At 53.2% G+C, this 22,718-nt stretch carries 27 protein-coding genes; 10 read left to right on the forward strand and 17 right to left on the reverse strand.

Annotation, left to right across the window (positions count from 1 at the left end; translation table 11 throughout):
* Positions 1-104 precede the first annotated feature (104 nt).
* Together BST81_RS05740 and BST81_RS05745 are read left to right on the forward strand one after the other, a co-directional pair.
* The gene (locus tag BST81_RS05740; protein ID WP_075597586.1) at positions 105-623 is read left to right on the forward strand and encodes an FxLYD domain-containing protein; all 519 of its coding nucleotides are present in this window, start codon (positions 105-107) and stop codon (positions 621-623) included.
* 64 nt (positions 624-687) lie between these two features.
* Positions 688-1,506 (forward strand): metallophosphoesterase, encoded by an 819-nt coding sequence (locus BST81_RS05745; protein ID WP_253188097.1) that lies wholly within the window; start codon positions 688-690, stop codon positions 1,504-1,506.
* A gap of 73 nt (positions 1,507-1,579) precedes the next feature.
* Here the strand turns inward: BST81_RS05745 and fabG are convergent, their stop codons facing one another.
* The 4 genes from fabG to BST81_RS05765 form a co-directional block, all read right to left on the reverse strand.
* Positions 1,580-2,344: a 3-oxoacyl-[acyl-carrier-protein] reductase gene (gene fabG, locus BST81_RS05750; RefSeq protein ID WP_075597588.1), complete on the reverse strand. Its 765-nt coding sequence runs from the start codon at positions 2,342-2,344 to the stop codon at positions 1,580-1,582.
* 300 nt (positions 2,345-2,644) lie between these two features.
* The gene (locus tag BST81_RS05755) at positions 2,645-3,529 is read right to left on the reverse strand and encodes a phosphodiester glycosidase family protein (RefSeq protein WP_253188098.1); all 885 of its coding nucleotides are present in this window, start codon (positions 3,527-3,529) and stop codon (positions 2,645-2,647) included.
* 25 nt (positions 3,530-3,554) lie between these two features.
* A complete protein-coding gene (locus BST81_RS05760) occupies positions 3,555-3,920 on the reverse strand; it encodes a cupin domain-containing protein (RefSeq protein WP_075597589.1) in 366 nt (121 codons plus the stop codon).
* The gene (locus tag BST81_RS05765; RefSeq protein ID WP_253188099.1) at positions 3,889-4,269 is read right to left on the reverse strand and encodes a hypothetical protein; all 381 of its coding nucleotides are present in this window, start codon (positions 4,267-4,269) and stop codon (positions 3,889-3,891) included. The genes BST81_RS05760 and BST81_RS05765 overlap by 32 nt, the downstream gene beginning before the upstream one ends.
* A 149-nt stretch (positions 4,270-4,418) precedes the next feature.
* On the opposite strand from BST81_RS05765, the gene BST81_RS05770 reads away from it, so the two are divergent.
* A complete protein-coding gene (locus tag BST81_RS05770) occupies positions 4,419-4,841 on the forward strand; it encodes a hypothetical protein (protein WP_075597590.1) in 423 nt (140 codons plus the stop codon).
* 43 nt (positions 4,842-4,884) lie between these two features.
* Here the strand turns inward: BST81_RS05770 and BST81_RS05775 are convergent, their stop codons facing one another.
* Complete coding sequence (locus tag BST81_RS05775; RefSeq protein ID WP_075597591.1) at positions 4,885-5,298, reverse strand: hypothetical protein; 414 nt, start codon at positions 5,296-5,298, stop codon at positions 4,885-4,887.
* Positions 5,299-5,389: 91 nt separating this feature from the next.
* On the opposite strand from BST81_RS05775, the gene BST81_RS05780 reads away from it, so the two are divergent.
* Positions 5,390-6,703, forward strand: coding sequence for an MATE family efflux transporter (locus BST81_RS05780; protein ID WP_253188100.1), 1,314 nt, complete (start codon positions 5,390-5,392; stop codon positions 6,701-6,703).
* On the opposite strand, the gene BST81_RS05785 is transcribed toward BST81_RS05780, so the two are convergent.
* From BST81_RS05785 to BST81_RS05800, 4 genes are all read right to left on the reverse strand, one after another.
* Positions 6,691-8,820, reverse strand: coding sequence for a ribonuclease R family protein (locus tag BST81_RS05785; protein WP_363079444.1), 2,130 nt, complete (start codon positions 8,818-8,820; stop codon positions 6,691-6,693). The genes BST81_RS05780 and BST81_RS05785 overlap by 13 nt on opposite strands.
* 80 nt (positions 8,821-8,900) lie before the next feature.
* Positions 8,901-9,116 carry a 30S ribosomal protein S18 gene (gene rpsR, locus BST81_RS05790; protein WP_075597594.1) on the reverse strand — a complete coding sequence of 72 codons (216 nt, stop codon included), beginning with the start codon at positions 9,114-9,116 and terminating at the stop codon, positions 8,901-8,903.
* A gap of 49 nt (positions 9,117-9,165) precedes the next feature.
* Positions 9,166-9,354 (reverse strand): 50S ribosomal protein L33, encoded by a 189-nt coding sequence (gene rpmG / locus BST81_RS05795; RefSeq protein ID WP_075597595.1) that lies wholly within the window; start codon positions 9,352-9,354, stop codon positions 9,166-9,168.
* Positions 9,355-9,401: 47 nt separating this feature from the next.
* A complete protein-coding gene (locus BST81_RS05800) occupies positions 9,402-9,980 on the reverse strand; it encodes an RDD family protein (protein WP_171974679.1) in 579 nt (192 codons plus the stop codon).
* A 349-nt stretch (positions 9,981-10,329) separates the two neighbouring features.
* Here BST81_RS05800 and BST81_RS05805 point away from each other — a divergent pair, with 349 nt between their 5' ends.
* Positions 10,330-10,968: a hypothetical protein gene (locus tag BST81_RS05805; protein ID WP_075597596.1), complete on the forward strand. Its 639-nt coding sequence runs from the start codon at positions 10,330-10,332 to the stop codon at positions 10,966-10,968.
* On the forward strand, positions 10,968-12,251 hold the full coding sequence (gene glp, locus BST81_RS05810; RefSeq protein WP_363079447.1) for a gephyrin-like molybdotransferase Glp: 1,284 nt from the start codon (positions 10,968-10,970) through the stop codon (positions 12,249-12,251). The genes BST81_RS05805 and glp overlap by 1 nt, the downstream gene beginning before the upstream one ends.
* On the opposite strand, the gene BST81_RS05815 is transcribed toward glp, so the two are convergent.
* On the reverse strand, positions 12,229-12,960 hold the full coding sequence (locus BST81_RS05815; RefSeq protein ID WP_075597597.1) for a hypothetical protein: 732 nt from the start codon (positions 12,958-12,960) through the stop codon (positions 12,229-12,231). The genes glp and BST81_RS05815 overlap by 23 nt on opposite strands.
* A 193-nt stretch (positions 12,961-13,153) precedes the next feature.
* Between BST81_RS05815 and BST81_RS05820 the strand changes: the two genes are divergently transcribed.
* From BST81_RS05820 to BST81_RS05830, 3 genes are all read left to right on the forward strand, one after another.
* On the forward strand, positions 13,154-13,354 hold the full coding sequence (locus BST81_RS05820) for a hypothetical protein (RefSeq protein WP_075597737.1): 201 nt from the start codon (positions 13,154-13,156) through the stop codon (positions 13,352-13,354).
* Positions 13,355-13,569: 215 nt separating this feature from the next.
* Entirely contained in the window at positions 13,570-14,172 is a 603-nt protein-coding gene (locus BST81_RS05825) for a hypothetical protein (protein WP_075597598.1), read from the forward strand.
* A 37-nt stretch (positions 14,173-14,209) separates the two neighbouring features.
* A complete protein-coding gene (locus BST81_RS05830; RefSeq protein WP_075597599.1) occupies positions 14,210-15,160 on the forward strand; it encodes an alpha/beta hydrolase in 951 nt (316 codons plus the stop codon).
* On the opposite strand, the gene BST81_RS05835 is transcribed toward BST81_RS05830, so the two are convergent.
* On the reverse strand, positions 15,081-16,190 hold the full coding sequence (locus tag BST81_RS05835; protein WP_075597600.1) for a hypothetical protein: 1,110 nt from the start codon (positions 16,188-16,190) through the stop codon (positions 15,081-15,083). The two genes, BST81_RS05830 and BST81_RS05835, sit on opposite strands and share 80 nt — an antisense overlap.
* Positions 16,191-16,329: 139 nt before the next feature.
* Here BST81_RS05835 and BST81_RS05840 point away from each other — a divergent pair, with 139 nt between their 5' ends.
* A complete protein-coding gene (locus tag BST81_RS05840) occupies positions 16,330-16,761 on the forward strand; it encodes a hypothetical protein (RefSeq protein WP_075597601.1) in 432 nt (143 codons plus the stop codon).
* On the opposite strand, the gene BST81_RS05845 is transcribed toward BST81_RS05840, so the two are convergent.
* From BST81_RS05845 to BST81_RS05870, 6 genes are all read right to left on the reverse strand, one after another.
* The gene (locus BST81_RS05845) at positions 16,758-17,039 is read right to left on the reverse strand and encodes a YggT family protein (RefSeq protein ID WP_075597602.1); all 282 of its coding nucleotides are present in this window, start codon (positions 17,037-17,039) and stop codon (positions 16,758-16,760) included. The genes BST81_RS05840 and BST81_RS05845 overlap by 4 nt on opposite strands.
* A gap of 102 nt (positions 17,040-17,141) precedes the next feature.
* Positions 17,142-17,459 (reverse strand): hypothetical protein, encoded by a 318-nt coding sequence (locus BST81_RS05850; RefSeq protein WP_075597603.1) that lies wholly within the window; start codon positions 17,457-17,459, stop codon positions 17,142-17,144.
* Between the two features lie 50 nt (positions 17,460-17,509).
* Positions 17,510-18,175, reverse strand: coding sequence for a uracil phosphoribosyltransferase (upp, locus tag BST81_RS05855; RefSeq protein WP_075597604.1), 666 nt, complete (start codon positions 18,173-18,175; stop codon positions 17,510-17,512).
* Positions 18,176-18,307: 132 nt separating this feature from the next.
* Positions 18,308-19,288: a hypothetical protein gene (locus BST81_RS05860; RefSeq protein ID WP_075597605.1), complete on the reverse strand. Its 981-nt coding sequence runs from the start codon at positions 19,286-19,288 to the stop codon at positions 18,308-18,310.
* 720 nt (positions 19,289-20,008) lie between these two features.
* On the reverse strand, positions 20,009-21,295 hold the full coding sequence (locus BST81_RS05865) for an ATP-binding cassette domain-containing protein (RefSeq protein ID WP_075597606.1): 1,287 nt from the start codon (positions 21,293-21,295) through the stop codon (positions 20,009-20,011).
* Between the two features lie 54 nt (positions 21,296-21,349).
* Complete coding sequence (locus BST81_RS05870; RefSeq protein ID WP_075597607.1) at positions 21,350-22,231, reverse strand: tetratricopeptide repeat protein; 882 nt, start codon at positions 22,229-22,231, stop codon at positions 21,350-21,352.
* Positions 22,232-22,718: the final 487 nt, after the last annotated feature.

Below are 22,718 nucleotides of genomic sequence, written 5' to 3' on the forward strand. Positions count from 1 at the left end.
ATACAATCCAGATCTACTCCGGTTTCAGCCAATAATGACCGGAAAAATAATGGGAACCCAAAGATCTACCCGCCACTCCTCATCCTTATGGGTTACTGAGAACTATGCTGAAACCAACCATACCCGTCCTCATCGCCAGTTTAGTCGGGCTATCCTGTTGCACGACAGCAGCTCTGGCGTCCATCTCCACTCCCTTTGGCGACTATCCAGACACCACTCCTCAAGAGGCTGAAAACCTTCTCTGCTACATGCGACTCAGCAATGGCACCGCCTTAAATTTGTCCAGTCTGTGTGGTAATCAGCAACTCCTGACGATGCCGGTCCAGGAGTTACCGGTTTCAGAGGTCTCCCCCCAAAACTCCGCCGAGACGCAAGAGCCTGATGTCGCTGTTGTTCAGCTCGGACGCTCCGGCAACAGCATTGTTGGCCGGGTGCAAAACAATACCGGCAGAACCGCTAAGTCCATCATCGTGAACTATCAGATCGTCGGGGCCGATAACAAAATCACCACCGGATTTGCGATCGTTCAACCGGTCAATCTGGCCCCTGGTCAATCCGGTCAATTCCGGGGAGAAGGGAGCAGTGCAGGCAAGGTTAAAATAACGTCAGTAGACTGGGACTGATAGGGCTGAGACGGAGACATAGGGAATGCACAGGCTTCTGACAGGCCCCTTGAGTGTTGAACAGATGACGGTTCCAATCATGGATTTGCCCCAGACCTGGCAGGGGGCCAGAGTTGTTCAACTCTCCGACTTTCACTACGACGGTGTGCGTCTCTCGGAATCCTTGCTGGCAGAGGCCATTGCAGCCACTAATGCAATGAAGCCCCTTCTGGTCTTCCTGACCGGAGACTTCGTGACAGATTTACCCAACCCGATCCACCTGCTGATCCAACGGCTCAAGCTGCTTCAGAGCCAGCTTGGAATCTATGCCGTGTTAGGCAACCATGACCTGTACTATCCCCGATCGCGGCGGGAAATTACCACAGCCCTACAAAGTATCGGCATCACAGTGCTCTGGAACGACATTGCCTATCCAGGGTCGGGTGAGCTCGCGATCGTGGGGTTAGCAGATTTCTGGTCCCCAGAGTTTGATCCTGCACCCGTCTTCGATCGACTGCCATCGCACCTGCCTCGGATCGTCCTGTCCCACAATCCGGATAGCGCCATGAAACTGAAACGCTGGCGGGTTGACCTGCAACTCTCTGGCCATACCCATGGGGGTCAGATCGTCTTGCCTGGTATGCAACCATTACCGGCTTATGCCACTTCTGTCATGGATCTGTTTCCCAAAGATCTGCGACACTGGCTACCCTGCATCCAGATCTCTGGGAAGAAGGTCATTCATCACTGGGAATGGTCCCAGGGCTTTCATCAGATTGGCTCTAACACCCTGTATGTAAATCGCGGCCTGGGCACCTACTATCCAGGCCGTTTATTTTGTCCCCCTGAAGTCACCGTCCTGACTCTGGTCAAGCAGGAGCAACAAATCGCACAGACTGGCTGAGCGGCTTGTCCTGAGCCGGTCGAAGGGAGCCGTCCACCTAATGTCACCGCCCAGAGATCGAGGGGATCAGGGCTTAAGCCATCACCATGCCTCCATCGACATTCATCACCTGCCCGGTGATATAGGCTGCAGCAGGATCAGCCGCCAGAAAGCGGATCAGACCCGCCACTTCCTCTGGTTGGCCATAGCGTCCCAGGGGAATGAATTGGAGAATGCCCTCTGCTTTCAAATCATGGGTCATGTCCGTCGCAATAAAGCCGGGAGCAACTGCATTCACGGTGATCCCCCGGCTGGCTAGCTCCTTAGCCACCGTTTTCGTAAACCCAATCACACCCGCTTTAGCCGCACTATAATTCGCTTGGCCCGGATTCCCCATTAACCCTGCCACTGAGGTGATATTCACAATACGACCGGAACGCTGTTTTAGCATCACTTTACTGACCGCACGGGTACAGAAAAACACACCTGTCAGGTTCAGATTAATCACAGCCTGCCAATCTTCCGTCTTCATCCTCAGGAGTAGGGTATCTCGTGTGATCCCAGCATTGTTAACCAGCACATCAATCCGTCCCCATTGCTGCATCGTTGCCTCCACCAGAGCTTCGACCTGCTCCAGTTGCGAGACATCCGCCTGCAGGGCGATCGCCTCTCCCCCGGCTGCTGCAATCTCAGCTACCAGCTTTTCCGCTGCCTCACCGGAACTGGCGTAGTTCACGACCACCTTTGCGCCTTCTGTGGCCAGAGCCAGGGCCACAGCCCGACCGATCCCACGGGAGGCTCCCGTCACGATCGCCACCTGTCCCCGTAGATGCTGCAGGGCTTCTGGTAATACTTCCATCAATATCATCCTCTTTGCTTCAACGACTGAATTCTATTTGCCTGGACCTTGGGGTTCCGCCCCATATTTCTATCCAGGCATTGCAAGCAATGCTTCTGGTAAGAGCATGGGCATCCGATCCATCATAAAAAAAGACGCACCTGACTAGATCATCGGTGCGCCTGAGGGAGCTTAAACTGTGTCAACTTGGAGAGAAAACCTCACAGGTCAGAAGGATGCTGACAGGGACTCAACCCTTACAAGTCTGAAAGTGGATTTTCTTCATTAATCTTAACAATTTACATAAAGTTTTACAACAATTCAGATTCCAGGCACAGGTTGCGCATAAATGCCCAGATGGTTGGCAACCGCTCGCTGGCGTAAGGGAATTCGGGTATGAATAGGAGCGTTCAGCAGGCGTGGACCGCTGATCTCAGCCACCACCAGAGTCGTTGAGCCCCCTCCATCCAAATTCATCGCCATGTCACACCCCTTTCCCCTAGCCAGTTCAGAGAGTTCAGACAATTTCAACCCTTCGCTATAGAAAGGCTGCCGTCCATCTACCAGAAACAGGTGAAGAACATATCCGGTAATATCAACACAAGCAAAGGTTCTGGGTTCCACATAGTGATCCCGGGGAGCGATCGGGACGCCTCGCTCCAATAACATAAAGTTCCCAGACAAAGCTTGCACCGTCTCTGGGCTGCAGTATACCCGACGGATCTCGGCCCGATTGTCAGACCGAATACATAAGACGGGCTCCTTGGTTCCAGGCTCAGCGTAGGGGATGCCATTAGACATAGCCAGACCGATAACCCGAACAGGATCACCACTATGAGGGTAGTAATCGAGCGGGGTATGGGAGTAAAACGGACGGAAATAGCCCCCATTGATCGCTAATTGCAACCCATAGCGCTGCAGAAACTCAGTCGTGGTCTGGGCCAGCACTTCCCCTCCCTGGGCCGGATCTCCTGGCGTCACCAGAACTTTCAGACCTGGAACTTTTAAATCAAGGGTGACCACATGAATCACGACCGGACGAGGGGTCGTGAGAATCTCACGGGCATAGATGACCCCCTGGAAAATCTGGCGAACCAGCGGTGTTCGGGGGGGACGCTGCCAGCAGAGCCCGAGGTAAGCCAGCAGCAGCAAGGTCAATAGCCCCAGACCCCCGATCGCAAACCCCCGCAACAGAGGGCGGACCAAGGCTCCAGTTGCCCACCTCAGGAGTCTACGCTTCGTAGACCGTTTCATCCTCTTTCCGCCATGCCGGATCCACAATACAGATGAACAGGAGGGGCTCGTCTCCCAGGTTGTGAATGAATTGTTTGGCCTGAGGTGGAATGTAAACCGCATCCCCAGGTTCCAGCACCTGCACCTCCCCGTCAATATGCATCTCGCCCGTACCACTGAGGATGTAGTAAACCTCGGAAGTGGTCAGGGCGTGGGGTGTAGACGTTTGGCCCCCTGGGACGATCGCCTGGGCCAGACTGTAGCGCAGGTCGATCGGCTGTTTATCTGGATGCAACAGCTCTCGCAGCAGGGTCCCATCCCCCGCTACAAATTCAGGACAATCGTTCAGCTTGCGAACCAGCATAGTAAAGACTTGTTTCAGGTTGATAATCGAGGCAGCCGATCGCCGCTTCAGAGAGGGCAGTCGTTGGATGGACCGTGCACTTCAGACGATAATCACGGGTAAAAAACTGACAGTGAGCACAGGGAATCTGATGCAGTTTTCGGGCTTGAGCAATTCCATTTTTGGTGGCAGCCACCAGACTCCAGGTCAGCAGAAGGGAAAAGACCCAGGCCATCACCAAGCAGAAGGGAACAAGCACAGACTGAATCAGGTGCAGCAGCGTATGCAGAAGATGCAGCATCAACACCACCCAGAAGGAGAGCATAGAATTATGGTAATGCAACCGATATCCATCCTGAACGCTTGCCATCGCTTCTTAGGTCTACAGTGACCTAGACGGTTGATTGAACTTTTTTCCCAACTTTGTTGTCTGAGCCAGATTTTACTGAATCGATTGAACTTTTTCCCCGGCTTGACTGTCTGAATACTTGTGCAACGTTAAAAGGTTTAGGAAAATCTATGTTCCGCAATTCGCTTCGCTCCCTGTCAATTGCTACTGTTACCCTCACCCTGGGATTGGCCGCAACTCCTGTCCTCCAAGCAGTCGCTCTGCAGAGCCCGGCGACGATCCTGGCTCAAGTAGCACCCACCAATAACTCGGAAAAAATCAGGCTGAATCTGACGGAGAAGCAAAAAGAGCAGATTGAAACTATCCGGGAAAAGCAGCAACAGAAAATCGCCGATGTGCTAGTAGGAGAACAACGGACCCGCTTTCTGCAATCCCTCCAAGCTGGTCAAAAAATGAAACAGGCCCTGCGATCGTTGAACCTGACTGAGCAGCAGCAACGGCAAGTGCGAGAGATCACAGAAGAGACCCGCAAGGAGATCTACAACACCGTACTGACACCAGAACAGCGCCAACTCTTGCAAAAACGCCAATAGGCTCCCATCCTTCCTTTCCGCCCAGGCCCAGCAGTCAATACTTCTAATTCAAATCCGGAGGTGCCCAGTTCTGGCAAGTTGCAGGGGACCGGATCAGTTCCAGACTGCAGGATTCACGAAACAGATTTTTGCGCTCTCCATACTTCAGAATCAGCTCATGCGCCCGTGCTGCCAGTGATAGTTCCGGGTTAGACTCAGCCAGAAATTGCCGCACAATCGCGATCCAGAACAACGTCAGGGTTTCATGATATCCCCCTGTAGGGGTTGTCCCAATTCCCTGACTTTTGTTGTAACGTTGGATCCCCTGACAAATGCGCAGGACGGCCTCTGCATCGGGGAAACAGATCAGATACCAGAGGGCAACTGTCAGGTGAGCCGCATGGTCCCACTGAGAGCGGGGTAAGGTGCAGGCTTCAAACTGATGCACCAAATTCATGATCTCCACGTTCGTCATCATCGTTGACTCAATTCGGGTATCCGGCCCATTCCCTTTAAACTGGAGATGGCCACCCGTCGTATTACAATCATAAAACAATCATATTACAGTCTTGGGGCAATTTTTCCGACTGGCCAGCATTAATATTCTTGCCAATCTACTGGTGCCCCTGGCCGGGTTGATTGACACGGCGTTCTTAGGGCATCTGGCCGAGATCCGCCACCTGGCAGGGGTTGCCCTGGCCACAGTGCTGTTCAACTATCTGTACTGGACTTTTGGCTTCCTGCGTATGGGAACCACGGGCATGACGGCCCAGGCAATCGGGCGGGGCGATCGAGATGCAGCAATCCTAATCGGGCTGCGCCATGGCATCGTTGCCCTGATTCTGGGCCTGATCATTGTGCTGCTGCAGGTCCCCCTGCGGGACATTGGGTTTACCCTCTTGCAGGCCACACCAGCAGTCAAAGCCGCAGGCCAATCCTTTTACAACGCCCTGATCTGGGGGGCTCCGGCCACACTGATCAATTTCGTGCTCATCGGCTGGTTTCTGGGACGAGCCCAGAGCGATCGGGTCCTCCTGATCACGGCTGTCAGCAGTGGAGTCAATATTCTGCTGGACTATGAATTCATTGTTCATCTGGGCTGGCAAAGCACTGGTGCTGGTGCCGCAACGGCAGCCAGCCAGTACCTGACTCTCCTGGTAGGCATCGGACTGGCCGGATGGGAACTCCGTTCCGAAGCCATTCATGCCCTGACCAGCCAACTGCTGGATTTAGGAGCCCTAGGAACGATCGTGACCCTGAATCGGGATATTCTGATTCGCACCTTTGCTCTGATTACTACCTTTGCCCTGTTCACGAATTTGAGCTCTCTCCTGGGCACCGTAACCCTGGCGACTAATGCCATTCTGCTCCAGATCGTGACGCTGGCAGCCTATTTCATCGATGGGTTGGCCTTTGCCACAGAAAGCCTGGCTGGCGTCTATCAGGCTCAGAATGCCCGCCAGGAACTGACCCAACTCCTGCGCCTGGGGGTTAGAGCCAGCGTGGCTCTGGGTCTTGCCTTCGCCCTCAGCTTTAATCTACTGGCAGGCCCTCTGTTTGGCCTGCTCACCCCGGATTCATCTGTCCGGAGCCAACTTCAAACTTTTGTCCCCTGGCTCCTGCCCGTATTGGGGTTTGGGGCGATCGCTTTCCTGTTGGATGGCTACTTTCTGGGGTTAACGGCAGGTCAGGTGTTGCGACAAAGCACGGTCTTGTCTGCAGGGATAGGCTTTGCTCCGGCGGCCTTGGTGGCCTGGTTGACCCATAATAACCATGTGCTCTGGCTGGCCCTGGCTGGTTTCATGACTGTCAGAGCGATCACCCTGGCCCTCGCTGTACAACGCTCACAACCCAGAGACCCTGAAGCGCATCAGGCGGGCTGAGCCGTTTGGACCAGCAGCTCTTCCAGTTGAATCACATCCTGCCGGGGATCGGCATAGGCCACTTTGACTTGGCAACGATCTCCCGGTTCAATGGGCCGATTAAAGCGCATGGCCAGTTCCAGTCCCAGGTCCTCCAGCATAATCAGGGCCAGATTTTCATGCTCTCTCAGCCAGCGCAGCATCAAAGCCTGCCAGACCTCCCCACCATGGCGTCTGAGGAATTCCAGGCTCCAATAACGGTTCGTCTGACGTTCCACCAGAGAAGCTTCCTGGGCTGTGGTTCCAATACTGAGCAGCAGCTCTCGCATTTCCGCTTCCGAGAAGGGAAGGGAGTCTCCTCGCAAATGGGCTTTGAGCTGAAAATGGGCCAGTAAGTCGTTGTAGCGCCGAATGGGGGAAGTCACCTGAGTGTAGGTATCCAGACCGAGACTGGCATGACGGGATGGGGTGATACTGACTTCGCTGCGGGGCATACAGCGGCGGATAGCACAGGAGCGAACTGGCCCTGCCGGAAGCTGGAGTAGCTCCGTTGGTGGAGGCAGTTCAGGCTGGGACTGATTTCTAAAAGGCAAGACCAGGTTATGCTCCTGGCCATATCGAGCTGCAACTTCCCCCGCCAGGATCATCATTTCAGCCACCATCTGCCGGGAGGGAGAATCCTCCAGTAGCTGAATCGTAATTTCATCATCCCGGACCTTAATGGATGACTCCGGCATGTTGATGCTAATGGCTCCCTGAGATTGACGCCATGCCTGCCGTTGCTTGGCCCACCCGGAAATCGCATCAATTTCTGGTTCTGCTCGCACCCCCAGATCCAGGATCTCATCGACATCTTCGTAGGTGAGGCGATAAGTCGGTTTAATCAGAGAAGTATGGATAGTGTAATTCTCCACAGCCCCCGTCTCGTCCAGCGTAACCCCAAAACTCAACGCATAGCAGGTCCGCCCCTGAATCAAACTCATGGGACCCGTTGCCAGCTCCGTTGGGAACATGGGGATCATCCCCGTGGGCAAATAGATGGTTGTGCTGCGACGGCGGGCTTCTAGATCTAGCTCATCCCCAGGCAACAGCCAACGGGTGGGGTCCGCAATATGAATCCAGATTCGCTGACGATCGTCTTCCAGATATTCCAGGCTCAATCCATCATCAATTTCACAGGTACTTTCATCATCAATGGTCACGACTTTCAGGTGCGTCAGATCCAATCGCTGATTGGAGTCACTATCCGGAAGAGAAGATTCTAAACAACGCTGCACCACTGGGAGCACCTTAGTTGGAAAATGAGTCGGGATCTGACTCCGTCGCAGAAACAGGTTCTCATGAACCCCCCACAGGCCCAGATCAACTAGGAGATCAAAGGCTCCCTGAGGGGTTTCTGACCGACCCAAGGCTGCCAGAGTTTCCATTGCCGGGGCACGATGGGTTGCTTCTTCACCGAAAACAGCAAACCGTTCCAGAGCCTCTATGCGGGAACGATATCGATCAGCCCAGGGTTCGGGAGATGGAACCGTTGCAGAATCCGGAATCAGAATTTCTGAATCAGATGCCCCCGAAGTGTTGCGCTTTTTTCCTGCCAAACTTTGCTGAAGACAGGTGATAAAATCCTGCCATTCTAGCTGTCGCTGGGCCTCTACCGAGATCTGATGCTTCAATTCTGCGACCTGGGTAGCAGAGCGAGGCTCATAACGATCCCCCTTCTGCTTGAAATATAACTTATCTTCCGAAAGAAGATAATAGGCCGCATAGCAGGGAGCTGGACCTTGATCCGAAAACAGCAGTTGAGCCATCTCAGCGGGCTCCACAGCAGCATTATCTGGAGCCAGCAATTCCCAGGCAACTTCCAGGCTAGAGGGATCTAACAGGGGTTGGACCTGCTCCAGAAAGTTGGGAATTTCCGCAGACCGGTAAGCCTGCCCCGTTACTTCATAGCTGACCTGGCGGGGATGAAGGGTATGGGCATGCCCATTCACATCGATCGCAATCCAGTTTTTCTTACCTTCTGGACGCTCTATAACGGCAAGGCGACGGTCACCATGCAGCCGAAATTCAACTAGGGTTCCCTTCTCCACAACTGCACAAGATAAATTCCAGGTTGGCCCAAACGACTGAGAGTTCAAAGTTCAAAGTTCACAATTCAATGTTAAGAATCTAGAACTCGCTTTGAACTTTGAACTCTTAACTTCGAACTGAATAGATTTTAGCCTTCCTGATTAATGAAAGGCAGCAGAGCCAAAATTCTGGCTCGCTTCACTGCAATAGTCAGATCTCGCTGCTGTTTAGCAGTCAAGCCCGTGATCCGGCGGGGCAAGATTTTCCCTCGCTCGGTAATGAATTTCCGCAATAGATCAACATCTTTATAATCTATGGGTTCTTCAGGTTTAATCGGAGAAACGCGACGACGAAAGTAGGCCATAGTAATGGGTCAATAAAGTTAGGAGGTTGAGGGGAAAACAGGAGGCAGACTATTTAATTTCTTTATGCACCGTGCTCTTATTGCAATGGGGACAGAACTTTTTCAGTTCCAGCCTTGCAGTTGTGTTCCGACGGTTTTTTGTCGTCGTGTAGCGGGAAACACCGGGCGATCGCTTGTCAGAATTGGTGCGACACTCCGTACATTCCAGGGTAATGATAATTCGTACGCCCTTAGCCATAAATCACTCACAGAAATTACAACGAAACCAGATCCAGACGCGATCTACTATCGTCTCATATAACTGTTCATTTTAGCAACCAGGCTATTCAGCCTGAACCCTAAGGCTAAGCCCCGGCGGGTTGGGACAACCATCGTTTTCATCAGCCGATCATGCAGCGCATGCCGTCGAGGCTGAATCAGCACTGCCCCACTATCCACCAGCAAAGGGAGCAGGAGCAGCAGACTGGAATGAGTCTGATTGCGGATCGCATCTGTGATCCCCAGGATAGACAGCAGCAGCAGCAACCCAATCATCAACTCACGGGCTAGCAATACTTCGTACTTGGGCGTTCTTCCCCGCTCAAGCTCCAGGAGTTTAATATCCCCACACCAGCGTCCGGGGCTTTGCCCATGCAAGCCTACAACCACTAGAACCCTCAGGGTCATCCAGACCAGCAGAAAACACCAGGATTGGGAGACCGATCCGGGTTCCCCACAGAGCAGGCTGATGAACCAGGTCAAGCCCACATCCAATCCCAGAGCGATCGCTCGTCGCCACAGCTTTGCTCGCGGAAAGCGGGGCGAAACCACTCCTCTGGACAGCCGTGACGCTGCAGACTCCAGTTTTACCTTTAGTTTTGCCATTCTAAGACAATGAATAGCGGGTCCTGCTTCTGGCTGCATCCCCCAGGATAGAGGCTCATCTGCTCAGAGGGTCCGTTTGGACAGCCGTAAACAGGAGAGTCAAACTGGGTCTACTGACACCAGCATTTCGATTTAAATCCCAATTCCTTAAAAATATAAATTCGTCAATTACTATGGCCATTTTTATGTATTGACTATATCTTAGCGGCAGGGTTTGGCCAGAAATATTTGCAATCTGAATAATTCCATGCCAAAATCTGCAATTTTTCCTGCAAACTCAAGCGAACTGAGCTATTGTATGGCATCTGAACTTTGCCCGATGGGATGTAACCGTGTTGCTTAAGTCTTTATGGCCCAACTGAATCTACTGCCAATGGCCAAGCAGGGCGATCCAGAAGCGATCGCGGACCTGATTAACCGTGTCCTCCAGCCCAAGGGAATCTCCGCCCGAGCTGAGTTGCGCGGACAAGCGCTGCACATTGTGCTGGAGGCAGCCCAGGTTCCTGATCAGGAATCGCTTTCCAACTTTATTCAGCTTGGGATGCTAAAACTGGAACCTGGGCCAGTAGAAGTTCTCTTTATCTATGGTCGCCAGACTAGCAATCACACCCCCCAGTGGTGTCGCCGGATGCCATTAAGAAAAGAGCCTCACTCCCCCCACCTCTGTAATTCTGCGATGAAGATGAGTTCTATCGAGCCAGGAGAGTCCATGGTCAGATCTACCCCATCCTCCATAGAGAGTGCAGATGAGGTTTCAGAAAGGCCACTCAACAGCGATCGTGGCCAACCCATTTACAAGCGGGTGAGAAAGAAGAAACGAGTTCGGCAGGTTGTCAAAGAAGCCAATCGCCGCATGCTGATCCGGCATTTACTGACAGGTCTGGCCCTAACTGTTCTCGGTTTCGGAGCAGCAGCCTCTGCCATATCTCTCATAGACTGGGTTCTGGTTCATTCCAATGCCCCCAGCAGTCAGCCTATCGGCAAATAATGGACCCAATGTTGACCGTTGCCCAGGCTGAAGCACTCATTCTGCAACGGGTACCCAGACCCAATGCCGATCAGGATCGGGAGTTCGTGGATCTGATGGCCGCCTGCGATCGCATTTTGGCCCAGCCCCTGACCACGACAGTGGATTTCCCCCATTGGGATAACTCTGCGATGGACGGCTATGCGGTCCGGTTTGCCGATGTTCAGGTCTGTCACCCCGATCGACCGGTGGCTCTGCAAGTCATTGCCGAAATTCCAGCCGGAGCAGCCCCCCAATGCACCGTTAACCCAGGTCAGGCCGCCCGCATTCTGACGGGCTCTATGATGCCTACCGGAGCAGATACAGTGGTGATGCAAGAAAATACCCGGCGGGACGGGGAACTCGTCTTCATCCTGACCCCTCCATCCGGCTCAGGAGCCTTCGTTCGACGGCAGGGAGCATTTTATCAAGCGGGTACCCCCCTATTGCCTGCAGGCATTCGGTTACAGGCTCCAGAGCTGGCGGTGTTGGCAGCCGCCCAATTAACCCCCGTGCCCGTTTACCGTCGCCCCAACGTTGCCATCCTATCCACCGGCAGCGAGTTGATTCCCCCCGATCGACCGCTCCAGCCCGGTCAAATTGTGGATTCAAATCAGTACGCCCTGACCGCCCTGGTGGCTCAGGCAGGGGCCAATCCGCTACCGCTAGGTATCATCCCGGATGATCCAACCATTCTGGAGCAGACAATCCACCAGGCCGTCGCGACTGCCGACCTAGTGATTTCATCCGGCGGGGTTTCCGTGGGTGATTATGACTATGTGGAGGCCATCCTGGCCAAACTGGGGGCAGAGATCGCTGTAAGATCGGTGGCCATGCGCCCGGGCAAACCCCTGACCGTGGCAACCCTGAAGTCCCCAACTCGATCGACCCCGGTTCTCTATTTCGGCCTGCCCGGCAATCCAGTTTCAGCCCTGGTCACCTTCTGGCGATTTGTCCAACCAGCTCTGCTCAAACGCGCTGGTCTGGCCCGATCGTGGGGTCCCGTCTTTACCCAGGCTCTGACTACCCAGGAACTGCGGGGAGACAGCAAGCGAGAAACTTACCTCTGGGGCCAGATCCATGCAACTGAGCAGGGATATCGGTTCCACCCCGTTGAGGGAGGGCACAACTCTGGCAATCTGATTAACCTGGCCCAGACCAATGCCCTGGCAGTTTTGGCCACTGGTCAGCAAGTTCACCCAGCCAACAGCCCGGTTCAGGTCATGGTCGTGGGTCAGCCCCTTACAGGCGGAAATTATCTGTAAGCCGCAGCTCGATCTTGTCGCCGGGATTAATCACGACTGCTTGAGGCGCTGTCACATTCCCCACCACAACCCCTGCAACAGCACCACCGAGAATTTGCTCCAGGGTAATCCCCCGTTGACCGAGAACCTGGCCGAGAACAATCCCACCAGCAGCCCCGATCGCCGCATCTCCTGCGATCGCCCCCGCATCGGTCTGGGTCGGATCTTTGGTGTCATGAATCGTCCCAGAAGCAGCAGGAAAATTATAAGCAGTGTTATTCACCAGAATGCGCTGGGCCACAAACTGGCCGCCGCCTTCCACAGGCACAATCTCACCCTCAATCACACCGCCGGCTGGAAGCACCGTTCGCCCGGAGCGATTTACCACAGGCTCAGCCAGGGTCAGAACCAGTTTGCGGGTTTCCCCGGCTTGAATCACCTGACGGTCTTTGCCATCGTAGCGCGCCATCACAATGTCTCCAGTCTGCAGGGTGCTCTGGTCGATCGTCAGACGACATCCTTGAGGACCACAGCCACCAGAATTGCTGGGGGGCCGCTTGAAAAGTTGGGCTACTTGGGATGAATCGGCGTCCTGGGGAGAGGCCGCAGGATCACGGAGGACCGCCAGCGCCATCGGGCTACCCGTTGCCAGGAGACTCACCCCCAGGGCAGCAGCGCCGAGCCATTGTTTCATCGAAGCAGCAGATACCCGGATTGTGAGCTGGACCATAGCAGTCTCCCGCAGGAATGTAGCAACGTTTTATGGGATTAAGGACGATCCGGGAGAGGACAGGTTCCTGACCCACAACCCATGCCCCTGGTCAGGAAGATTACAGTTCATTGCAAGACTCTGAAGCAACTTTACCTGCATGGTAATTTCATTAACGAATAGTAACGATGCGGTTTTTGAGAAGGAGAACACCTTGAATTTGCACTCAGGCCAGGCCCCGGCTCACACAACTCGCGAAGACTTCAGCGAGTATGTAGCCCATTTACAGCTTCACATGGCATTACAGGCACGCAATCTGGTCCCTACCCTCACCGATGCGGAAGGCAGCCGAGAGCAATTACTTCATCAAACTCAGGCAACAATTGAGAAGCTGGTTTCCCGCCAATCTTCTTGAACTCCGGACTGGTTGTTCTGAGGCCAAGGGCTGAACCCCTTTGCTATTGGTCGGGACAAATTTTAAGAAAAATAATTTTAAACTGCCAGAGCGACATGACTCTGGCTCTTTTTTTGCAAAATTCAGGGATCCCTGACTCTAGAGAGCAGGCCAGGAATCCGATCTTGGGTTTCCACCTCTGTCTCTGGTAAATTAGTTAACAAAACTTCAAGATAATGGCCAAACCCAACCAGCCCTTTCTGACTGAGGTGACCCCTCTTTTAATCGAAGCTGCTGCGGCTTTTCAGCGTCGAGGGTCGGATCGTCCACCAGCAACCGCTGTTACCCGTGCCCTGCTGGATGCTGAAAGAACGACGCGACAGCACCACCTCACTTTCCCCCTCGAATCTCTGAGGGGAGACTGGCGACTTTGTTTTGTGGTTTCGCGCCGAAGTGCCCGTCAACAGAATGGGGCTCCGATCGGAACAGGCTGGTATGTTCCCCCGCTTGGTGTCGCCCAGATTTCTTTTACACCTACAGAATTGTCTTCTGGCGCAGGGACGATCGCAAATCAGGTTCGGATTGGATCACTGGTGTTTCAGCTCACGGGACCGATCCGCTATTCGGGTCAGAAGAATCTGCTGGCTTTTGACTTCACGGAGGCCACCCTGGCGCTGCTGGGACGCAGCGTTTATCGGGGCAACATCGGCAAGGAGAAAAGGTTTGCGGATCAGCCGATCGGAAAGCTGCCTTTTTTTGCGTTCTTTCTGGTCACAACAGAGGTGATCGCAGCCCGGGGACGTGGGGGAGGCTTGGCTCTCTGGGTCCGGAACTCATAAATCACTGAGGTGCGGAAGACACTCAAAAGAGGGCAATATGGTAGTGGAAATTCCAAATCAGTTGACGGAGGCTGCTTCGATTGCGATGGCTGGGGCGATCGAGGTCCAACCGATCCTGATGTCTCTCGCAGATACCCCGATCGGAACGGCTTATGTGCGGCAGGGTGAGGGGAATCCGCCTGTGGTCTTGATCCACGGCTTCGATAGTTCTCTGCTGGAGTTCCGACGGCTCCTACCGCTGCTGGCTGCCCATACGGAAACCTGGGCGTTGGATTTGCTGGGGTTTGGGTTTACCCAACGATCGACCACCATTCCTCCCAGTCCAGCTACGATTAAAACCCATCTGTATTGCTGCTGGAAGATGCTGATTCAACGACCCATGGTTCTGGTCGGAGCATCCATGGGGGGCGCTGCTGCGATCGAGTTCACCCTGACCTATCCGGATTGTGTCAGCCATCTGATCCTGATCGATAGCGCTGGGATACAGGGTGGGGCCATCCCTGGTGGGCTGCTGATCCCACCCCTGGACAAACTGGCAACGGCGTTCTTACGCAATCCCAAGGTGCGGCAGCGGATCAGCATCAATGCTTACCATGACCCCAGTCTCGCTTCTTCCGACGCCCTCTGCTGCACGTCCCTGCACCTGACTCAACCAGGCTGGAGTGAGGCTCTGATCGCCTTTACTAAAAGTGGTGGGTATGGATCTTTTCGGCATCAATTAGCCCAGATCCAACAACCAACCCTGATTCTGTGGGGCGATCGGGATCGGATTCTGGGCACTGCTGCCGCCGATCGCTTCCGGCAGGCTATCCCCAACAGCACCCTGATCTGGATTCCCCAGTGCGGTCATGTCCCCCATCTGGAAAAGCCAGAGGTGGTGGCCCATCATATTCTCGGTGCCCTTGACCTCAATCAGCCACAAGCTTGCCCAGCAGATGCAACAGGCGACGCTCATACCGGAAAATCAGAAACGCCAGAACCGGCATGACCAAGCAGGCAATCAGAAACTGGGTGATCAGGGTAGATAGGGGACGGTTGAAATAATCGTTTGCCAGAATGACGAAATCATTGTCGATCACTCCCCCCTTACCCGCTTCATACCACTCTTGAAAATCCACATCCTGCAGCAGCTTCCAGGAAAACTGCAAATCGAACAAGAGGGTAAACCATCCCAGCAGGCTGTAAATAGTACGATCGCCGCCCAATCGGGAAAAGCGGCCACTGATGCCCAGATACAGGCACAACAGGATGGCGATCAACTCCATGCCATGGCCCATAAAAGTGGACAAAATCCAGTTCCAGTTGGTGCGCAAACAATAGGTGTAGAAACCGGTCAGGATTGTCAGTAGGACCAGCATGGGCGGGTACAAGCGAAACAGGAAAAATAGCCCCCCGATCGCCAGATAAATCAGACCGACCAACCAGCCCACCTGATCGAAGGTGAGGGTAACACCCCCGCCAAAGGCCAGGTCTACCGAGGGAATGGAGGGGCGGCCAAATAACCAGTGGGTCAGGGCATGGCCCATCTCATGGGTCAGAATCAGAAATCCGGACAACAAAAACTTTAGCGGACTGATAAAAACCAGCAGGGCCAGCACCAGTCCTATGATCAAGGCCCCCCATCCCTCCCGATCAAGGGAACGGGGCGCAAGCCCATTGTCCCTGGGTTGAGTCCGTTCCCTTGGGGTCGATCGGACTGGAGCAGACGCCGATCTGGAGGGCAGATTGAGCCGAGATCCGGGTTCAAAGGTCTCTTCCCAGGTTATCTGACCCGTCTCCTCGTCCAGAGCCTGGACCTGAACCTGCTGAATGCAGGGTGAATGCAGTTTACCTAAGGCCCGATCGATGAGGGTGTTCGCAACGTTCGGAGGAGGCATCAAAGCCCCCTGGAGCTGGATCTCTAAACGGCCCTCCAGTAGGTTAACCTGAGTCGTCACCTGTTTATGAGCCAGCGCCTGATTGAGCAGATTCGCGATCGCGTCAGGGTCCCCTTTTTGAGCCCGTTGCACCAGTTCCATGATTGTTTATCCAAAAACTACCTGGCCGCTGATTGTTTCCATCTCTGCAGCCATGGAAAACGGTTGCAGGTCAGCCAACATCTTAGGGTCAAATTCACGCTACCCTTAAATTTAGACTGTTGACCTGAAGCGAAACCCTATGCGATTCCGAATCCCTACCCTTGTCCTGATCACCCTCCTCTGGATCATCAGTTGGGCGATCGCACCTGCTGCCCTGGCCCTAACCCAGATCCGCCTCTTCGACCTCTCCTATCACGAATGCACCGGGGATCTGGCTCAGGGAGCCGTCACTAGCGGCGGTAGCGCCATGCCTGCCAATTGCTTCATCGTCACCGGGAAGACGGAGAACAGCTCCGGAAAGACTGTAATCAACGCCGATATCTATGGCCGGATCTATGATGCCAATGATGAACCGACGATGCAAAATCGAACCCGATTGGGCTCGATCGAGGAAGTTCCTCCCGGCATCAGTACCTTCGAACTCAGAATATCCGTTCCCGCTAACCAGCCGACGCCCCTGAAACTACAGCAGTTTAAGGCTTCTGGATTTACAGGCAAGGTTCGCCGCTAACCAAGGCTTAATAAAGCTCTCAGAGGACCATAGGGAGCAAGAACAGATTGTAAAAACTGCAGCAAAAAGATGGCCAAAATCGGGGAAATGTCGATAGCTCCCAGAGGAGGAATCAGGCGGCGGAAAATATTCAGATAGGGGTCAGTCAGTTGACTTAACGCTGCAAACGGCTGGGAGTACCAATCAATATTGGGAAACCAGGTTAGCAGAATACGGATGATCAGTAAAGCCGTATAGATGTTAATGAACTGGACCAAAGTTGAGAGTAGCAAAGTCATTGGCACGTCCTTAATTGATGTCGCATCGATTCCCAGGATTAGTTAATTTAATCCGTGATCCTAAACATACTCTAACGAATTCAGGGCAGGGTTCAAGGGGGTTCAGGAATCTCTTGTCAGGGATTGTTCGCTATCCTCATCCTGACCATGACCATTGATTGTTCCTAACTTTTGGCGCACATCGTCAATCGCATCATTCAGTTGGGCAATTTTATCCTCCAGCCCTCGCCGGGCTGCTTCAATATTTTTACCATCCGGAGATTTCAGAGGACGCTTTTTCTGCTTGAACTGAGCATCTTCCGCGAGAGATGGATCGCTATAGCGAGCTGACGTGACGACAGCTCCGACAATGCCACCGATAATCCCGCCGACAATTGCGCCTGCAAAGAACCCGCCCGCAAAATTATCTCGATTGCTCATAGTCGATCCCTTGTTGCCTGTTTCCAGCTTATCCTAACCGAGGGCAATCCTTACGTCCCAAAGGTGCGATCCCCCGCATCCCCCAAACCAGGAACAATAAAGCCATGCTGATTCAAGCTTTCATCGATCGCAGCGGTATAGATGTTTAGGTTCGGATAGGCCATTCCCAGCTTTTGTAACGCTGGTGGGGCGGTAACGACTGCGATGATCCGGATCAGGGCCGGGTCCACTCCTCGCTGGGTTAGCTCCGCCATGGTCGCCATGATAGTCCCCCCCGTCGCCAGCATCGGTTCACTGATCAGAACGCGCGTCTGGGGATCAAACTGCTCTGGCAACTTGTTCATGTAACAGGTTGCTTCCAGGGTTTCCTCATTCCGAGCAAAGCCAATGTGATAGATGGAAGCCAGAGGTAACAGAGTTTGAGCCCCCTCCAGAAGAGCAAGCCCAGCCCGTAGAATGGGAACCACAACAATGGGAATCTCTGGATCAATAAAAGTAGCCGAACAGGGAGCGAGAGGGGTTTCGATCGTCGTTTCGAGCGTGGGTAACCAGCGGCTCACCACTTCATCCCGCATCGCCTCATAGGTCAGCCAGCGGCCCAATTCCGTCATCGCTGTCCGAAAAAGGGAATTGGGTGTAGCCACGTTACGGGAAACAGCAAGCCAGTGACGAATCAGAGGGTGGGCAGGAACATTAACACGCAGTTGGGGAGCCATGGATTAAAGGACTGACATCAGGATGAGCGTGATCAATAATACCGCTTTACAGTCAAGCTGACTGCTGCAGACCTATTGGCCCACGATCGAGGCCATAGTACACCGCTGCAAGTCACCTTCACCCCATCCTGCCTAAATCTGACCCAGGGGCGGGAAACTGGGTAGACTCACCGCCGCCAGGGAACTGAGTTTTTTTTGGGATGATCTCGCTGGATAGACCACAGGGGAGGGCCAACCAGGATCGCCATTCCCTAAAGGAATTCCTCCTGGCTCCAGGGGAGTCGAGGGGAGCGGTTCATCATTTTCTTCCCTGGGCATTGACTGAAACAGGGCGTTAAACACGGAGTAATTGATCTCAGAAGGGAAAAGCGGCAATGGACTCAGCGGACTTTCCTGCTCTGGAGGAGGAAAATCCGCCTCCACCACCTCCCCATCAGATTCTGCCGAGGATTGCAGTAAGGTTTCAGACGACTGTAGCAAGGTTTCCACCGCCTGATCCTGACTGAACGCCGTCTCATCAAATAACCAGGGCTGTACGGAACCGGCATCAGCCACCTGGGCTTCAGCAACAGCCGGGGAGTCTGGAGGGAATTTGGCAGGGCGGCTGTCTAACTTCTCCAGACACCGTTCCAGGGCAGCCTTGAGTTGAAGAGTAAAGCGTTGCTGGCGATCGAGGCGTGACTTCAAATCATCACAGTTTTTTTCGGATTGCTCCAACAGATCACCCTGGGCTTGCTGCTGCTGACGCAACGTTGAACATTCTAGCTTCAGCGTGCTAACCTCTTCCTGGCTTTGATGCAAATGACCTGTAATCGTTTCAATCAGATGCTGCTGGCGTTGGGCTATCTGGTGAGAGCTTTCCAGTTCAACCGTTAAGCGGGCAATATGCTCCTGGAAAACGGTCAGATTTTGAGTCTGCAGCCTGGATTGACAGTCATCCAGAGAAGCTTCTAACTGAGCAACCCGTTCCAGAAGAAAAGCGTTATGACGTTGCAGGTCCTGCATCAAATCAACCAGCTCAGCCGCTTCTGACAGCGCAGATGACTGGAGCGCATCGTCGGTACTGGGGGAATTCAGATTGTGGTCATTGAGGGGGATATCAGCTTGGCTCATCACTCATCCACTCACTAAAGGATTTTGACTGCATACCTACAGATTGTTTCCATACCCCTGCAGGATACTAATGGCGATTTTCACGAATCCAACCTATGGAACCCAAACAGGCGTAAAAACTGTAGACCCCTGAGATAGGACCCATCTTTGCTGACACCAGGAACATCCGTAACCAGATCTTTCCGTTTATCCATCAGTGTCACATTCGCTCAACCGAATCATCTTCCCTCAGGAGTACGGAAGTTCCATATTCCCAGCGAGATGTCATCTCATCAACAGACTTGGATTACGACAGGCAACCTGAATTAAGATAGACCACTCTAATCGGGCTTGTCGATCGTGTAATGGCTATGACCTGACGGCTACAAGGGGGTCTATGAAAACTGCCCTCAGGCAGTCCCACACCCTTAGAGCCAGCACTTAAACCCTACAATTTATATAACTTACCAGACTCCACCCTGTTTAGAGCCGATTTAAATTGGAGAATTGATAACACAATCGGGGGATGGCTTAACCAGGAACACAGGCTAATCAATGGATTAAATTTGTATCATGAAATTCATGGTAGAAAAAAGTTATTGTCAAAAGTTAACCATCTCAACCTGTCCATTGTTGTTGGGAGAACAGGCTAGCCTGGAAGCCATGGAAATGAGAGGATGTCTGACAAGGCTCTGGCAGTTACCAGGGCAACTCTTGAGCAGTCCCAGCTAAAAAACAAACCTATAAGGCCTTTCCACTCTCTGCATCGAAAAGATGAATTTTATCAGGGCGCAGGGAGAGCCAGAGACGATCGCCCACCTGATAAGTCTGATCAGGCGACGTACGGACCTGAATCGACTGCTCCCCCAAGTCAATTGAGAGAAAGGTTTCACTGCCCAGCGCTTCCACCCGATCAACCTCTGCTTGCAACATGGGTAAGTAGTCCTTCCCATCAGTCGGAGAAAGTTCACTGACCATGAGATGCTCGGGCCGAATGCCCAGAGTCACCCGTCGACCTTCATAAGATCGCAGCACGGCATCCCCACGATCGGGAAGAGATAACTGAAACAGAGGATGGCTGAGAAACAGAGGCCCCCCCACCTGAACCGGAATCAGATTCATCGGAGGTGACCCAATAAACTCAGCGACAAAGCGATTGGCTGGCCGACTGTAGAGTTCATGGGGAGTGGCAATCTGTTGAATTTGCCCAGCATTCATCACCGCAATCCGATCGCCCATGGTCATGGCCTCTGTCTGGTCATGGGTGACGTAGATGGTTGTGGTCTTCAACTGGCGCTGCAGTTTCACAATCTGGGCTCGGGTTTCAGTCCGCAATTTGGCATCCAGATTAGAGAGGGGTTCATCCATCAGAAAAACCTGTGGATTACGGGCGATCGCCCGTCCTAGAGCCACCCGCTGCTTTTGACCCCCAGACAACTGCTTCGGTAAACGCTCCAGCAGCACTTCAATTTGGAGCATCTGGGCGATCGTGCGCACCCGTTCATCCACCACCTGATCCTGCCTGGATCGATAGCGCCACCCCTTGGGCAAATTACGGGTGACTCCAGATAACAGATTCTGCAACAGTACAGTCGGAGCAGCACCAGTCTGCAATCCTTCCTGCTTCAGCTTAGTCCGACGCAAGCCAAAAGCCAGATTGTTATAGACCGTCATGTGAGGATACAAGGCATAGCTCTGAAACACCATGGCAATATCCCTATCCTTCGGCGGTAGATCGTTGACCAGGCGATCGCCAACCCAGATATTCCCAGCCGTCAACTGTTCCAGACCAGCAATCAACCGGAGCAGGGTGCTTTTCCCGCAGCCAGAAGGCCCTACCAGAACCATGAATTCCCCATCTTCGATCGCCAGATTAATCCGCCGCAGCACAGCCCCACTACTAGGCTTTTGCTTCGTAGCTGACGTTCCACCCTCCAGATCGGAAGTTGCTGGCAATGGGAGATCTGTCCCCTCTCCTTTACGACTGGCAAAACTTTTGTAAACGTTTTCTAGGACAACCTGTGCCACGACAACCCTTAACCTGCAAACAACACCTCTAGATAGTATCCAATGAAATCCGGATCAGGGTGCAGTACGGGGAAGCAAAGGCTGCGGAGTGCGGACCAGACTGGCCTGAATTCGCGGGGTTGCAATAAATCTCTTGGTATCCTTGAGCAACCGTTCTCCCCAGAGGTTTTCTTTCAGAAACTTTAAGTCTGCATAGCGGCTGTCTAACTTCAAAGCAGCCTCCCCCAAGGCCAACCCCTGTTCCCGATCGCCCTTCGTATACAGAGCCACCGCCAGAGCCAGTTGAGGTTCTGCAGCCTTGGCATCCAGCGAGATGGCCGTCCGCCACTGGCGAATCGCAGCGTCAATCTCACCCTGCTCGTAATGAATCAGACCAATGTTATTAATCGCTGGCCAAAAGTTAGCATCCTGCTTGATTGCCTTCTCATACTGGGCAATCGCCTCCTGGAAGCGTTTCTGCATGTAATAGGCATTGCCCAGATCAAACAATGCTCCTGGGATATTGGGCTTCAATTTCAGCCCCGCCTGCAGGTAGTCTACAGCCTGGGTGTATTTGGCTTTCTGGAAGTAAGCAGAGCCCAGCGCAAAAAGCACTGACGCACTTTTAGGGTCTAACAAACGTGCCTTTTGGAGCGCCGTAATCCCCTGATCCAGATCATTTTTCTGCAGATACAGGCTACCCAGCAAGGACCAGACCTTAGCACTTTGGGGAGCCAGTTGCACCGCCAGTTGCGCTCTGGGAAGGGCCAGTTCAATTTGATCAAACTGGGCCAGTTGAGCAGCTTCTTGAGCCAGAGCTAATCCCTGTTGCTCAAACTGTTCTGGATTCAGTTGGAGGGTATAGGGTAAGAGGGTCTGGGTCAGACCCCCCGGTTGGGCCAGACCCAGTGCCGTAAGGGATACCAGGAGAGAGACTGGAAGAAGACGCTTCAACACAACTAACTTGCTCTAAAGAACAATGGATTTTTCAGCTAGCTTAGCTTAGATCTTGTCCCTCTGGGGGAGACCGAAAAAATGGGTGCGATCTCTGAATCTGAGGATGGATATCAAGGCCCCTACCAAAGGCATTGATTGAGGCTGATGGTCGGCGTTGCTGAATAGAAGGATGATTTTCGTGCTTGAGCCTTATGCAGCCCTCACCCTAGCCCTCTCCCAAAGGAGAGGGAACAAGAGTTTTAGCTCCCTTCTCCTGCGGGAGAAGGGTTAGGGATGAGGGTAATTCATATTTGCATTCAGCAAAGCCGCTGATGGTCTTCTCTCTCTCGACAAAAAATGAAAGGAAAAGTTAATCAATCCTTCCGGAATCCCTCTGTAGCGCAAGCTACAATTAAGGTAGGCACCCAGGACAATAACTGTGGATACCAAAATTTTCTATTCAACTAGCCCTAACCTGTTGGAGGGTGAGGCAGAGCATCCCAAAATT

This window comes from Leptolyngbya sp. 'hensonii' (assembly GCF_001939115.1).
GTDB lineage: Bacteria > Cyanobacteriota > Cyanobacteriia.